Origin of the sequence: Curtobacterium oceanosedimentum, from assembly GCF_020297365.1 — a bacterium.
Lineage (GTDB): Bacteria > Actinomycetota > Actinomycetes > Actinomycetales > Microbacteriaceae > Curtobacterium.
In genome coordinates this window covers 1-13,751 of sequence record NZ_JAIXIG010000015.1, presented here as the reverse complement: position 1 = coordinate 13,751, position 13,751 = coordinate 1, and the positions used below count along the sequence as shown (strand labels likewise).

Below are 13,751 nucleotides of genomic sequence, written 5' to 3'. Positions count from 1 at the left end.
TACGTGGCAGACCACTACGACGTCCTCGGCGTCCAGCGAGACGCCTCCGATGCCGACATCAAGAAGGCCTACCGCCGGCTGGCGCGCGAGCTCCACCCGGACGTGAACCCGGCCCCCGACGCCGCCGAGCGCTTCAAGGACGTGACGCACGCCTACGACGTGCTCAGCGACCCCGAGCAGCGCCGTCGGTACGACGCAGGCCCGCAGGCCGACAGCCCGTTCGGCGGTGGCGCGGCCGGCTTCAGCGACATCTTCGACGCCTTCTTCGGCGGCGGCGGTGGTGGCGGTGGACGCGGGTCCGGCCCGCGCAGCCGTGCCGAGCGCGGCCAGGACGCCCTGCTCCGCATCGAGGTCGACCTCGACGAGGTCGTCTTCGGCACCCACAAGGACGTCGAGGTCGACACGGCTGTGCTGTGCGAGACGTGCCACGGCTCGTGCTGTGCCCCCGGCACCAGCCCGCGCACGTGCGACATCTGCGGCGGGTCCGGACACATCCAGCGCCAGGTCCGCTCGCTCCTCGGCAACGTCGTGACGAGCGCGCCGTGCGGCACCTGCCGCGGGTACGGCACCGTGATCCCGAGCCCCTGCCCGACCTGCCAGGGCCAGGGCCGCGTCCGCGCCCGACGCACGGTCCCGGTGGACGTCCCCGCCGGTGTCGACTCGGGTCTGCGCCTGCAGATGCCCGGTCAGGGCGAGGTCGGCCCGGCCGGTGGTCCCTCGGGTGACCTCTACCTGGAGATCCGCGTCCGCCACGACGACGTCTTCAGCCGTGACGGCGACGACCTGCTCGCCACGCTCGAGGTCGGCATGACCGACGCCGTGCTGGGCACGACCACGACCATCGACGGGCTGGACGGCCCGGTCGAGCTCGAGATCCGTCCCGGCGTGCAGAGCGCCGACGTGCTGGTCATCAAGGACCGCGGCATCACGAAGCTGCGCGGGAACGGCCGCGGTGACCTGCGGGTCGGCGTGCAGGTCGTGACCCCGACCAAGCTGTCGCACAAGGAACGACAGCTGGTCGAGCAGCTCGCGAAGTCGCACAAGACGACGGCGCCCCAGCTCGCCCGGTTCCAGCAGGGCATGTTCGGCAAGCTGCGCGACCGGTTCTTCAACCACTGATGGCCTCGCTCTACCTGGTCGACTCGCTCGACGGCGTGGCCGTCGGCGGCACCGTGCCGCTCGACGGCCCCGAGGGTCGGCATGCCGTGACGGTGTCGCGGGTGCGCGTCGGCGAACCGCTGCGCATCTCCGACGGCCGCGGCACGGTCGTCGCCGGCTCGGTCGCCGAGGTGGGGCGGGACACCCTGACGCTCGCCGTCGAGACGGTGTCGGTCGACCCGGCTCCGTCCCCGTCGCTGACGCTCGTCCAGGCGCTGGCGAAGGGCGGACGCGACGAGATGGCCGTCCAGGCGGCCACCGAGGTCGGCGTCGACCGGGTGGTCCCGTGGGCCGCCGCACGCAGCGTCTCCCGGTGGGACGGCGCGAAGGTCGAGAAGGGCCGTGCGCGGTGGGCGGCGATCGTGCACGAGGCGGCGAAGCAGGCCATCCGTTCCCGGGTGCCGTCCGTCGGAGCGCTCGTCACCACCGGGCAGCTCGTCCCCGCCCTCGGCGAGGGCACCACGGTCCTCGTGCTCGACCCCACCGCGACCGTGCGGCTCGCGAGCTGGGAACCTCCGGCGGACGTCGAGGACATCGCCCTCGTGGTCGGACCGGAGGGCGGCATCGACGCCGCCGAGCTCGACCGGCTCGGCGCGGCCGGTGCCGTCCGGGTGCGGCTCGGCGACAGCGTCCTGCGCACCTCGACGGCGGGTCCGGCGGCGCTCGCTGTCCTGCAGGCGCGACTGGGCCGCTGGTGAGCGGGACCGGCGTCACGGGTGCGTCCTACGATGGGGGCATGAGCACCAGCGAGCCCAGCGTCTTCTCGAAGATCATCGCGCGCGAGATCCCGGCCACCGTCGTCGCCGAGGACGACCGTGTGATCGCGATCGAGGACATCGCGCCGAAGGCACCCGTCCACGTGCTCGTCGTCCCCAAGACCGACCAGTACGCGAACGTCTCCGAGCTGGCGGCGGGGGACCCCGAGCTCCTCGCCCACGTGGTCGCCACCGCGCAGCGCATCGCCGACGAGCGTGCGGGCGGCCAGTTCCGACTCGTCTTCAACACCGGCGAAGCCGCCGGTCAGACCGTGTTCCACGTGCACGCGCACGTACTCGCAGGCGAACTGCAGGAAGGCACCCTTGCCGGATAACGAACCAGTACACCCCGCCGCCGCCGACGAACAGCCCGTCTCCGTCTCCCTCCAGGTGGACGGCATCGCCATGGTGCAGCTGCTCGGTCCCCAGGACCGGCTGCTGAAGACCGTGGAGCGGCAGTACCCGGGCGTCCGGGTCGTCGTCCGCGGCAACGAGGTCACCCTGACCGGACCGGACCGCGACGTCACCCGTGCGAAGGCGCTCGTCGACGAGCTCGTCGGCATGGTCCGCCGCGGGCAGGAGATCGGCCCGGCCGACATCCCCATGTCCGCCAGGATCCTCGACGACGACCGCAAGCCGTCCGACACGTTCGGCACCCCGATCGTGTCGAGCCGCGGCAAGTCCGTCCGCCCGAAGACCGACGGGCAGCGCGCCTACGTCGACGCGATCGACGAGCACACCATCACGTTCGGCATCGGTCCGGCCGGCACCGGCAAGACCTACCTGGCGATGGCCAAGGCGGTCCAGGCGCTGCAGCGGCGCGAGGTGAACCGGATCATCCTGACCCGGCCCGCGGTCGAGGCGGGCGAACGGCTCGGCTTCCTGCCGGGCACGCTGACCGACAAGATCGACCCGTACCTGCGCCCCCTGTACGACGCCCTGAACGAGATGATGGACCCCGAGCTGGTGCCGAAGCTCCTCGCAGCCGGCACCGTCGAGGTCGCTCCGCTGGCGTACATGCGCGGTCGCACCCTGAACGACTCGTTCGTCGTGCTCGACGAGGCGCAGAACACCACGCCCGAGCAGATGAAGATGTTCCTGACGCGTCTCGGGTTCGGCTCGAAGATGGTGATCACCGGCGACATCACCCAGGTCGACCTGCCCGGCAACGTGTCGGGTCTGCGGCTGGTGACCCGCATCCTCGACGAGGTCGAGGACATCCACTTCGCCCGCCTCGGCAGCGAGGACGTCGTGCGGCACACGCTGGTCGGCCGCATCGTCGACGCCTACACCGTGTACGACGAGGAGCGCCTGGCGGAACAGGCCGGGCAGCGACCCGGCGGCCGGGGGACCGCTCCGGTCGGCAACCCGGACGGTGCCAACCGCGCCGAGCGCCGCGGACGCCCGCCGCAGGACCGCCAGCGGTCCCCGTACCCCCAGAGTGACGCCCGAGGAGGCAACCGGTGAGCATCGAGCTCAACAACGAGTCCGGCGTCGAGGTGGACGAGGCCGCGATCCAGCGCCTCGCTGCGTTCGCGCTCGACGCGATGCACGTGCACGCCGACGCGGAACTCGCGATCGTCCTGGTGGACGAGGGCGCGATGGAGCAGCTGCACGTGCGGTGGATGGACGAGCCCGGTCCGACCGACGTGCTGAGCTTCCCGATGGACGAGCTCCGGCCCGGCACCGAGGACGACCCGACCCCCGCCGGCCTGCTGGGCGACATCGTGCTCTGCCCGCAGGTGGCCGTGGAGCAGGCGAAGACCGCCGGGCACTCGAGCACCGACGAGATGCTGCTGCTCACCTGCCACGGGATCCTGCACCTGCTCGGGTTCGACCACGCCGAACCCGACGAGAAGGCCGAGATGTTCGGGCTGCAGGGCGAGATCCTGACCGCCTTCGCGGCGCAGCACCGAGGGCGGTAGCGCATGGTCGTCGTCGCCGGACTCCTCGCGGTGGCACTGGTGCTCGTCGTGCTCGGCGGGCTGCTCGCCGCAAGCGACGCCGCGCTGTCCGTCGTGTCCCGGGCCGACCTCGAGGAGATCGCACGGGGCAACAAGCGCCGGCGCGCCATCGAGGCGATCGCCGACGACGTCGGTGCACACGTCAACGCCCTGAACTTCTTCCGGGTGCTGGCGGAGACGGCAGCCGCCGTGCTCGTCACGATCGCCCTCGTCCGCGCCTTCGACAGCTGGTGGCTCGCGCTCGTCCTGTCCGCGGCGATCATGACCGCGGTGTCCTTCGTGCTCGTCGGGTCCAGCCCGCGCAGCGTCGGCCGGGCACACGCGGAACGGCTGCTCGGCGCGACGGGCGGGCTCGTCCGCGCCGTCCGGATCGTGCTCGGACCGCTCGCCGGCCTGCTCGTCCGCATCGGCGACCGGGTGACACCCGGCCGTGGGCGGAGCGCGTCCACCGTCTCCAGTGAGGAGCAGTTGCTCTCCCTGGTCGACGAGGCCACCGAGAGCAACGTGCTCGAGGACGAGGACCGCGACCTCATCCACTCGGTGTTCGAGTTCAGCGACACGCTCGTGCGTGAGGTCATGGTGCCCCGCACGGACATGCTGACCGTCGACGGCACCGACACGCTCGCCGCCGGCATGGAGCGCTTCCTCGCCGCCGGGGTGTCGCGGATGCCGGTGACCGGCAAGGACAGCGACGACGTCCTCGGCGTCCTGTACCTCCGCGACGTCGCCCGTGCGCTCTACGAGCGACCGGGCGCCGGTGCCGAACCGGTCACCGCGCTGCTGCGCCCGGCCGAGTTCGTGCCGGAGTCGAAGGCCGCCGACGACACCCTCCGGCACATGCAGGTCGCCAAGAACCACCTGGTCCTGGTGGTCGACGAGTACGGCGGCGTCGCCGGGCTCGTGACGATGGAGGACCTCATCGAGGAGCTCGTCGGGGACATCTCCGACGAGTACGACCGCGCGGTGGTCGACCGGGTCGAGGTCGAGACCGGGGTGTGGCGCATCTCCGCCCGACTGCCGATCGACGAACTCGGCGACCTGTTCGGCATCGAGCTCGACGACGACGACGTCGACACCGCGGGCGGCCTGCTCACCAAGGAACTCGGGCACCTCGCCGTCTCCGGCGACACCGTGACCGTGTCCGGCGTGGTGCTCACCGCCGACCGTGTCGAGGGCAAACGCCGCCACCTCATCACCGTGCTCGCCGAGCGCACCCACGCGCTCGCGGACGTCGAGGACGCCTTCGACGACGCCGACCACTCCACGACGGGAACCCAGCACGCATGACCGACGCCGACACCGCCCAGGTGACCCCCGCCGAGCCCTACCGCGCGGGCTTCGTCTCGTTCGTCGGGCGCCCGAACGTGGGCAAGTCCACGCTGACGAACGCGCTCGTCGGCGAGAAGGTCGCGATCACTTCGTCGAAGCCGCAGACCACCCGCCGCGCCATCCGCGGGATCGTGCACCGGCCCGACGGCCAGGTCATCATCGTCGACACCCCCGGCGTCCACCGGCCCCGCACGCTGCTCGGCGAGCGGCTCAACGACCTGGTGCAGTCCACGCTCGGCGACGTCGACGTGATCGGCTTCTGCGTCCCGGCGAACGAGCCGGTCGGTCCGGGCGACCGCTTCATCAACGACACGCTCGACCAGTACCCGCGGGCGAAGAAGATCGCCATCGTCACGAAGATCGACCGGACGTCGAAGGACGGCGTCGGCGAGCAGCTGCTGGCCGTGTCGAAGCTGCGCGACTGGGACGCCGTGGTGCCGACGTCCGGCACGAAGGGCATGCAGCTCGAGGACCTCCTCGGTGTCATCACCTCCCTGCTGCCCGAGTCGCCGCAGCTCTACGACTCGAGCGCCGTGACCGAGGAGACCGACGAGGAGCGCATCGGCGAGCTCATCCGCGAGGCCGCGCTCGAGGGCGTCCGCGACGAGCTGCCGCACTCGCTCGCCGTCGTCATCGAGGACGTCGTCGAACCCGACGAGGACGACGACCCGGACGGCCCGCTGCGCATCTTCGCGAACCTGTTCGTCGAGCGCGACAGCCAGAAGGCGATCGTGATCGGCCGCAAGGGGGAGCGCCTGAAGGACGTCGGCTCGCGGGCACGGACCGAGATCGAGTCGCTGCTCGGCGGTCGGCACGTCTACCTCAACATCCGCGTGAAGGTCGCCAAGGAGTGGCAACGTGACCCGAAGCAGCTCGGACGCCTCGGCTTCTGACGACCCGGCGTCGGGCGCGACGAGGGTCATCCGGGCGGCGGACGCGACGACCGACCACGCCCCGTACCGTGGACGGGTGTTCCGACCCATGATGCGCGCGCAGGTGCTCACCGACCTCGTGATCGCCGTGCTGCTCGGCGGACTCGTGCTGGTCGCCGGCGCCCGGGGGCTCGACAGCCCGCTCGCGATCGTCACCGTGGTCGGGATGACCGCCGCGCTGGCCCTCCGTCGACTGTCGCCGGCGCTCGCCCTGACGGTGGCGTGGACGTTCGCGGTGTTCCAGATGGCCACCGGGCAGGAGCCCGACCTGTCGAACGCCTTCATCGCCGGCGTCATGTTCACCACGAGCGCGTACGGCAGCCGACGCGTGCGGCTGGCCGGGCTCGTCTCCGCGATCGTCGGCTCGGTCACGGCGGCGCTGTACATCGGGATCGACGACTACCGGAACCGGCTGACCTTCGAGACCGCGTCGACCCCCGCGCAAGAGGCCGTGCAGGTCACCGTGTCGTACTTCGCGGTCGTCCTGATGCTGCTGCTCCTGCCGTGGCTCGCCGGCCTCGTGGTCCGCACCCGACGGGCGGCGAGCATGAGCCGCGAGGCCCAGCTGCTGGCCGAGCGCGACGCCGCGCGGGCCGACCGCGCCGTCGCGGTCGAGCAGGAGCGCGTGCGCATCGCCCGGGACATGCACGACATCGTCGCGCACTCGCTCGCGGTGGTCATCGCGCAGTCCGACGGCGCACGGTACGCGCTCAAGGCCGACCCGGCGGTCGCCGACCAGGCCCTCAGCACGATCTCCGCGACGGCGCGACGCGCCCTGGGCGACGTGCGCGAGCTGCTCGGTGCGCTCCGGCACGAGCAGGGGACCGTGCCGACGCCCGAGATCGACGACATCGACCGCCTGATCGCCGACATGCGGCAGCTCGGCCTCGACGTCCACGTGGAGCGCGAGGGCGACCCCTCCGGCCTGCCGACGACGACGCAGCTCGCCGTGTACCGGATCGTGCAGGAGAGCCTGACGAACGCGTACAAGCACGGCGAACCGGGCAGCCCGGTCCGCGCCGCCCTGACCTACCGTCCGGACACCGTCGAGATCGCCGTCGTGAACCGCCGTGCCGACGACGGGTCATCCGGGCCGGGCACGGGCCACGGGCTCGTCGGCATGCGGGAGCGTGCCGTCATGACCGGCGGCACGATGACGGCCGGAGCGCGCGGCGACGACTTCGAGGTCGCCGTGCGCATGCCCGCCGTCCCGGCCAGCGGCCAGGTGCCCCGTGGCCGAATCACCCAGACCGAGCAGGAGCGAACCGCCCGATGACCACGACCCCGCCGTCCGACCAGCCGATCCGCGTCGCCCTCGTCGACGACCAGGCGCTCTTCCGCACCGGCATCCGGATGCTCATCGACTCGCAGCCCGACCTGCAGTTCGTCGGCGAGGCCGGGGACGGCGCCGAGGGCGTCGAACTCGTCCGTCGGACGCGACCGGACGTCGTGCTGATGGACGTCCGCATGCCCGTCATGGACGGCATCACCGCCACCGGCCGCATCGTCGAGCAGTCCGGTGCGGACGGCGCGAAGGTCCTCGTCCTGACGACGTTCGACTTCGACGAGGCGGCTGCGAAGGCGATCCGTGCCGGTGCGAGCGGCTTCGTGCTGAAGGACGCCGACCCCGAGTTCCTGCTCGCGGCGGTCCGGACGGTGCACGCCGGCACCGCGGTGTTCGCAGCATCGGCCACGCGGGAGCTCCTGCGGCGCTACGACGACTCGGTCGGCCGTGCCGCCGCGGTGCCGCCGGCCTTCGCGGACCTCACACCCCGCGAGCGGGAGATCTTCGACCTGGCGGCCCGCGGGTTCAGCAACAGCGAGATCGCGCAGCACGAGTACGTCAGCGAGGCGACGGTGAAGACGCACATCTCGCGGGTGCTCACGAAGCTCGAGCTCCGGGACCGTGTGCGGCTCGTCGTGTTCGCGCACGAGCACGGACTGGTCACGAAGGGCGACTGACCCGGCGCGCCCGACGGTTCCGGGTGCGCGGTTCGGCGTCATCCGGAGGGATGACCCCTCCACACGGAACCGAGCCGACCGGACGATCCACAGGAGCCGCGGGATCGACGCGGGGCGGGCCTCCTGGCCGTCATCGTGGATGCATGACCAGCAGCCACGCTCCGATCATCCGCCTCGACCACGTCTCCAAGCACTACGGCGACGCCGCCCGTCGTGTGACGGCGCTCGACGACGTCAGCGTCGACATCGGCGCGGGGGAGTTCACCGCGGTGATGGGGCCCTCGGGGTCCGGCAAGTCGACGCTCATGCACGTCGCCGCGGGACTCGACGCCGTGTCGTCCGGACGCATCCACATCGACGGTGTCGACATCACGAGCCTCGGCGACAAGGACCTCACCGAGCTCCGCCGCCGGCGACTCGGGTTCGTCTTCCAGTCGTTCAACCTCGTGCCGACCCTGGACGTCAGCGAGAACATTCGGCTGCCGTTCCTGCTCGGCGGCCACAAGCCGTCGCGGGACGAGACGGCGTGGATCGACCGGCTGGTCGACATGCTCGGGCTCGGGAACCGCCTGACGCACCGGCCGCACCAGCTGTCCGGGGGCCAGCAGCAGCGCGTCGCCATCGCCCGCGCGCTCGCTTCGCGGCCGGCCGTGGTCGTCGCCGACGAGCCCACCGGGGCGCTCGACTCCCGCACCGGGCGCGACGTGCTCGCGATCCTGCGTGGTGCGGTCCAGGAGTGGGGCCAGAGCGTCGTCATGGTGACGCACGACCCGGTGGCGGCCGCGAACGCCGACCGCATCCTGTTCCTCGCCGACGGCCGGATCGTCGCCGACCGCCCCGCGATGGACGCCGGCGCCATCTCCACCACGATGCTCGGGATGGAGGCCGCGGCGTGAACGGCATCCGTTCGTTCGCCCCCACCGTCCTCGTCGCCGCGCTCGGCACCACGTTCGGCTCCGCACTCGTCATCGCGCCCGGCATCGTGGCCGAGGCGCTCGGCGCGACCGGGTTCGCCGATCTCGGGCCCGTCAAGGCGATCCTGTCCGTGATCGGGTGGCTGTTCCTCGGCATCGCGCTGTACGTCGGTGCGATCGTCACCGCGAACACCTGCGCGACCCTCATCGCCGGGCAGACGCGGATCATCGCGCTGCAGCGGCTGGTCGGTGCCACCGGGGCGGCCCTGCGCGCCCGGATCACCCGGACCGGCCTGGCGGTCGGTGTGCTCGGCGGCCTCATCGGCGCCGTCGTCGGCACGGGGCTCTCGGCGCTCTTCGTCCTGGTCCTCCGCGGCAACGGATTCCTGCCCGACACCGACTACACCCTGGTGCCGTGGGAGCTCGTGCTGCCGGTCGTGGCCGTCGTGCTCGCCACCTGGGGTGCGTTCGCGGTCGGCTCGCGTCGCGTCCTCACCGTCACCCCGCTCGAGGCGCTGTCGTCCAGCGTCGAGCCGAGCCACGACGACGTGCGGTCCGGGCGGGCACGCAAGGTCTGGGCCATCGTGCTCATGGCCGCCGGTGCCGTGCTCATGTTCCTCGGGCTCGCGGCGAGTGTCGTGTCCCCGGTCGCGGTGCTGCCGGCGGCCCTGGGCGGGTTCGTCTCCTTCGCCGGGGTCGCCGTCGGGGCGACGGTCGTCATGCCGCCCGTGCTGCAGCTCATCGGCCGGATCGGGTCCGGCAACCCCGTGGTCCTGCTCGCCGGTCGCAACGCAATGCGGGCACCCGGTCGGTCCTCGCGGGCGACGATCGGCCTGGTGATCGGCGTGACGCTGCTCGTGACGTTCGCGGTGGCGCTCGGCATCATGCAGCAGGTGCTCGAGACCCAGCTGCAGCGCCTGGGCGACGGGCAGACCACGCCCGAGATGCTCGAGCAGCAGCGGGACTTCTTCGTCCAGGTCAACGCCGTCGTGAGCGTCATCGTCGGGTTCTCGGCCGTCATCGCCGCCGTCGGTGTCGTGAACGCCCTCGCGCTCGGCGTCCTGCAGCGCCGCCGCGAACTCGGTCTCCTGCGTGTGCTCGGACTCACCGGGGCGCAGGTCCGGCGCATGATCGTCACCGAGGCCGTGCAGATGGTCGTCGCGGCGGTCGTCTCGGGGCTCGTGCTCGGGGTCCTGTACGGCTGGGTCGGCGGGCAGACGCTGCTCGGGTCCCTCGGTGCCCCGGTGACGCCGGTCCTGCCGCCCCTGACGATCGCGATCGTCGTGGTGGGCGCGCTCGTGCTCGCCGTGGTCGCGACCATCGCCCCGGTCCGCCGCGCGATGCGCGTCCCGCCGACGGAGGCCCTCGCGGTCGACTGACGCGTCGCCCTGGGCGCACCGCGTGACGGACGGGAGGCCCGGTGTCAGCTGGCACCGTGCCTCCCGTCCGTCGTCGCTCGCGGCGCTGCCCCGCCGCCTGTGTCCGCCGAGGTGGCAGGGTGCCGCCCCGCGCCCGCGCCCGCGCCCGCGCCCGCCCCCGCGCGCGCCCGCGCCACGCCGCTCGGTTCCGCTGAGGTGTCACCATCTGTCGCCCGACCGGCCCTCTGGCGACGCTTCGTGACCCCTCGGCGCAGCACCGACGGCGTGTCTCGACCGCTCGGTGCGCCCCTCGATGCGCCCCTCGGCGCACCGCTCGACACCCCGCCCGACTCCGCCCGACCCCTCCCGCGTCACACGCTTGCGACAGCCTGGTACACCAGTGCTACCGTGGACGCGATGTACTCGGCGCACCTCCTCCTTCGCTGCCGCGACGAGGCCTGACACTCCGGCCCACCTCGTCGCGGAGTCCGTCGTGGCCGCCTCACCCAGAGCACACGAACACGCGACGAAAGCGACGAACGATGCAGAACACGCAGCAGCCATCCGGGATGCCGATCCACAAGTACGTCCCCTTCCACGAGCAGATCACCGTCGACCTGCCGGACCGCACCTGGCCGACGAAGCGCATCGACAAGGCTCCGCGCTGGTGCGCCGTCGACCTGCGGGACGGCAACCAGGCCCTCATCGACCCGATGGACGCCGAGCGCAAGCGCGCGATGTTCGACCTGCTCGTCGGCATGGGTTACAAGGAGATCGAGGTCGGGTTCCCGAGTGCCTCGCAGACCGACTTCGACTTCGTCCGGGCGCTCATCGACGACGGCGCGATCCCCGACGACGTCACGATCCAGGTGCTGACCCAGGCGCGCGAGCACCTCATCCAGCGCACCTACGAGGCGATCGACGGCGCGAAGCAGGCCATCGTCCACCTGTACAACTCCACGAGCATCGTGCAGCGTGAGGTCGTCTTCCGCACCGACGTGCAGGGTGTCGTGGACATCGCGGTCGCCGGCGCGAAGCTCTGCAAGGCGGCCGAGGCGACGCTGCAGCACGACACGACGATCTACTACGAGTACTCGCCGGAGTCCTACACGGGCACCGAGCTCGAGGTCGCGAAGGAGATCTGCAACGCCGTGCTCGAGGTCTTCCAGCCGACGCCCGAGCGCAAGGTCATCATCAACCTGCCGGCGACCGTCGAGATGGCGACCCCGAACGTCTACGCCGACTCGATCGAGTGGATGTCCCGCAACCTGGCGCACCGCGAGGACGTCATCCTGTCGCTGCACCCGCACAACGACCGCGGCACCGCCGTCGCCGCCGCCGAGCTCGGCTACATGGCCGGGGCCGACCGCATCGAGGGGTGCCTGTTCGGCAACGGCGAGCGCACCGGCAACGTCGACCTCGTCGCCCTGGGCATGAACCTGTTCACGCAGGGCATCGACCCGGAGATCTCGTTCGCCGACATCGACCAGGTGAAGCGCACGGTCGAGTACTGCAACCAGCTGCCGGTGCCCGAGCGCCAGCCGTGGGCGGGCGACCTCGTCTACACGGCCTTCAGCGGCTCGCACCAGGACGCCATCAACAAGGGCTTCGAGGCGATGAAGGCCAAGGCCGCCGCCGCGGGCAAGGACATCGACGAGATCGAGTGGGCGGTGCCGTACCTGCCCGTCGACCCGAAGGACATCGGCCGGTCGTACGAGGCCGTCATCCGCGTCAACTCGCAGTCCGGCAAGGGCGGTGTCGCGTACCTGCTCAAGACCGACCACGCCCTCGACCTGCCGCGCAAGCTGCAGATCGAGTTCTCCGGCGTCGTGCAGCGGCACACCGACACCGAGGGCGGGGAGTTCTCGTCGCAGCGCATCTGGGACGTGTTCCAGGACGAGTACCTGCCTGCGTCGGTCGACGACGAGAAGTGGGGCCGCTACGAGCTCACCAAGACGGCGACGTCGAGCGACTTCGACGGCACGACCTCGCTGTCCGTGGCGCTCCGCGTCGACGACGGCTCGGTCACGGCCGAGGCCGTCGGCACCGGTCCGATCGACGCCTTCCTCAAGGTGCTGGCCGAGCAGGGCGTCCAGGTCACGCTGTACGACTACTCGGAGCACACGATGAGCGCCTCCGGTGACGCGAAGGCGGCGTCGTACGTCGAACTCGACGTCGACGGCGTGCGCCTGTGGGGCGTGGGCATCGACGCCGACATCTCGACGGCGTCGCTCAAGGCCGTCATCTCCGCGGTGAACCGCGCGGTGCGCGCGGGTGCCGCCGCCGGCGCCGACGCGCCGGAGCTCGTCTCGGCCTGAGATCGCGACCAGGCCGGGAGGCGCGGTGCGGGTCCGTCCCGCACCGCGCCTCCCGTCTGTGCGCACCTCCACCCCTGACGCACGACGCCGTCGTGTCGTCGAGACGCCGCCGGAAGTCGCGGCGTCTCGACGAGCACACGGCGTCGTGTGGAGACGACGGCGTCTCGTCGCAGCGACCGAACCCGAGCCGCCGCCCGAGCCGCCCGACCCGCACGCGGGTGTCGGCGGAGCGGGGGATACTGGGGGCATGCCGCTGTACCGGGACGAGTGCGTCGTGTTGCGCACCCACAAGCTCGGTGAGGCCGACCGCATCGTCACGATGCTCTCGCGGCAGCACGGCAAGATCCGCGCGGTGGCCAAGGGCGTGCGGCGGACCGCGTCGAAGTTCGGTAGCCGGCTCGAACCGTTCATGGTCGTCGACGCGCAGTTCTACGAGGGCCGGTCGCTCGACATCGTCACCCAGGCCGAGTCGCTCGGTGCCTACGGAGCCCAGATCGTCGCCGACTACGGCGCCTACACGGCCGCCAGCGCGATGGTCGAGACCGCCGACCGCCTGAGCGAGGCCGACGCCGGACTGCAGCAGTACCTGTTGCTCGTCGGGGCCCTGCGGTCGTTGTCCCGCGGGGAGCACCACTCCAGCGCGACCCTCGACTCCTACCTGCTCCGCGCCATGAGCATCGCCGGGTGGGCGCCCTCGTTCAGCGACTGCGCCGTGACGGGGGAGCCCGGCCCGCACTCCGCGTTCGTGGTGCAGCTCGGTGGGGTCGTCGCCGACCGTGCCGCCCCGCCGGGGACCCCGCGCCTCGACCCGGCGACCCTCGGCGTGCTCGGCTCGCTGCTCGCCGGCGACTGGGCGAGCGTCGACGCGACGGACGAGCGCACGCGTTCCCGGGCCTCCGGCGTGGTCGCGGCCTACGCCCAGTGGCACCTGGAACGATCGCTCCGGTCCCTGCCGCACGTCGACCGGTCCGAGCACCCGCTGCCCGTCCCGCAGCACCACGGCGGACCCGAGGCCACGGCGCGCGCGGTGGCCTCGACCCCGGCGCCGGCTGTGCCCGAGC

At 71.9% G+C, this 13,751-nt stretch carries 13 protein-coding genes; all 13 read left to right on the top strand.

The annotated features are described in order from the left end of the window. Positions 1–3: 3 nt before the first annotated feature. Entirely contained in the window at positions 4–1,119 is a 1,116-nt protein-coding gene (gene dnaJ, locus LEL83_RS08485) for a molecular chaperone DnaJ (RefSeq protein ID WP_198658329.1), read from the top strand. Beyond that, the gene (locus tag LEL83_RS08480) at positions 1,119–1,856 is read left to right on the top strand and encodes a 16S rRNA (uracil(1498)-N(3))-methyltransferase (protein WP_225558480.1); all 738 of its coding nucleotides are present in this window, start codon (positions 1,119–1,121) and stop codon (positions 1,854–1,856) included. Before dnaJ ends, LEL83_RS08480 begins: the two co-directional genes overlap by 1 nt. 38 nt (positions 1,857–1,894) lie before the next feature. Continuing rightward, entirely contained in the window at positions 1,895–2,248 is a 354-nt protein-coding gene (locus tag LEL83_RS08475) for a histidine triad nucleotide-binding protein (RefSeq protein ID WP_198658331.1), read from the top strand. Further along, on the top strand, positions 2,238–3,380 hold the full coding sequence (locus tag LEL83_RS08470; RefSeq protein ID WP_372454450.1) for a PhoH family protein: 1,143 nt from the start codon (positions 2,238–2,240) through the stop codon (positions 3,378–3,380). Before LEL83_RS08475 ends, LEL83_RS08470 begins: the two co-directional genes overlap by 11 nt. Further along, on the top strand, positions 3,377–3,838 hold the full coding sequence (ybeY, locus tag LEL83_RS08465; protein ID WP_198658333.1) for an rRNA maturation RNase YbeY: 462 nt from the start codon (positions 3,377–3,379) through the stop codon (positions 3,836–3,838). The genes LEL83_RS08470 and ybeY overlap by 4 nt, the downstream gene beginning before the upstream one ends. 3 nt (positions 3,839–3,841) lie before the next feature. Further along, a complete protein-coding gene (locus LEL83_RS08460) occupies positions 3,842–5,164 on the top strand; it encodes a hemolysin family protein (protein ID WP_198658334.1) in 1,323 nt (440 codons plus the stop codon). Next, positions 5,161–6,099, top strand: coding sequence for a GTPase Era (gene era, locus LEL83_RS08455; RefSeq protein WP_198658335.1), 939 nt, complete (start codon positions 5,161–5,163; stop codon positions 6,097–6,099). The genes LEL83_RS08460 and era overlap by 4 nt, the downstream gene beginning before the upstream one ends. Continuing rightward, positions 6,065–7,414: a sensor histidine kinase gene (locus LEL83_RS08450; protein ID WP_225558479.1), complete on the top strand. Its 1,350-nt coding sequence runs from the start codon at positions 6,065–6,067 to the stop codon at positions 7,412–7,414. Before era ends, LEL83_RS08450 begins: the two co-directional genes overlap by 35 nt. After that, on the top strand, positions 7,411–8,100 hold the full coding sequence (locus tag LEL83_RS08445; RefSeq protein WP_198658336.1) for a response regulator: 690 nt from the start codon (positions 7,411–7,413) through the stop codon (positions 8,098–8,100). The genes LEL83_RS08450 and LEL83_RS08445 overlap by 4 nt, the downstream gene beginning before the upstream one ends. A 143-nt stretch (positions 8,101–8,243) precedes the next feature. Then, the gene (locus LEL83_RS08440; protein WP_225558478.1) at positions 8,244–8,996 is read left to right on the top strand and encodes an ABC transporter ATP-binding protein; all 753 of its coding nucleotides are present in this window, start codon (positions 8,244–8,246) and stop codon (positions 8,994–8,996) included. Continuing rightward, entirely contained in the window at positions 8,993–10,393 is a 1,401-nt protein-coding gene (locus tag LEL83_RS16205) for an ABC transporter permease (protein ID WP_225558477.1), read from the top strand. The genes LEL83_RS08440 and LEL83_RS16205 overlap by 4 nt, the downstream gene beginning before the upstream one ends. Before the next feature lie 521 nt (positions 10,394–10,914). Then, entirely contained in the window at positions 10,915–12,690 is a 1,776-nt protein-coding gene (leuA, locus tag LEL83_RS08430) for a 2-isopropylmalate synthase (protein WP_225558476.1), read from the top strand. 247 nt (positions 12,691–12,937) lie between these two features. Continuing rightward, positions 12,938–13,751 (top strand): DNA repair protein RecO (gene recO, locus LEL83_RS08425; RefSeq protein WP_225558475.1); only part of this gene is annotated, 814 nt, incomplete at its 3' end.

Excerpts from the sequence above, each read along its gene's own strand:
- LEL83_RS08480 (WP_225558480.1), top strand. The coding sequence starts at position 1,119 with ATGGCCTCGCTCTACCTGGTCGACTCGCTCGACGGCGTGGCCGTCGGC.
- LEL83_RS08475 (WP_198658331.1), top strand. The coding sequence starts at position 1,895 with ATGAGCACCAGCGAGCCCAGCGTCTTCTCGAAGATCATCGCGCGCGAG.
- LEL83_RS08460 (WP_198658334.1), top strand. The coding sequence starts at position 3,842 with ATGGTCGTCGTCGCCGGACTCCTCGCGGTGGCACTGGTGCTCGTCGTG.
- era (WP_198658335.1), top strand. The coding sequence starts at position 5,161 with ATGACCGACGCCGACACCGCCCAGGTGACCCCCGCCGAGCCCTACCGC.
- LEL83_RS08445 (WP_198658336.1), top strand. The coding sequence starts at position 7,411 with ATGACCACGACCCCGCCGTCCGACCAGCCGATCCGCGTCGCCCTCGTC.
- LEL83_RS08440 (WP_225558478.1), top strand. The coding sequence starts at position 8,244 with ATGACCAGCAGCCACGCTCCGATCATCCGCCTCGACCACGTCTCCAAG.
- leuA (WP_225558476.1), top strand. The coding sequence starts at position 10,915 with ATGCAGAACACGCAGCAGCCATCCGGGATGCCGATCCACAAGTACGTC.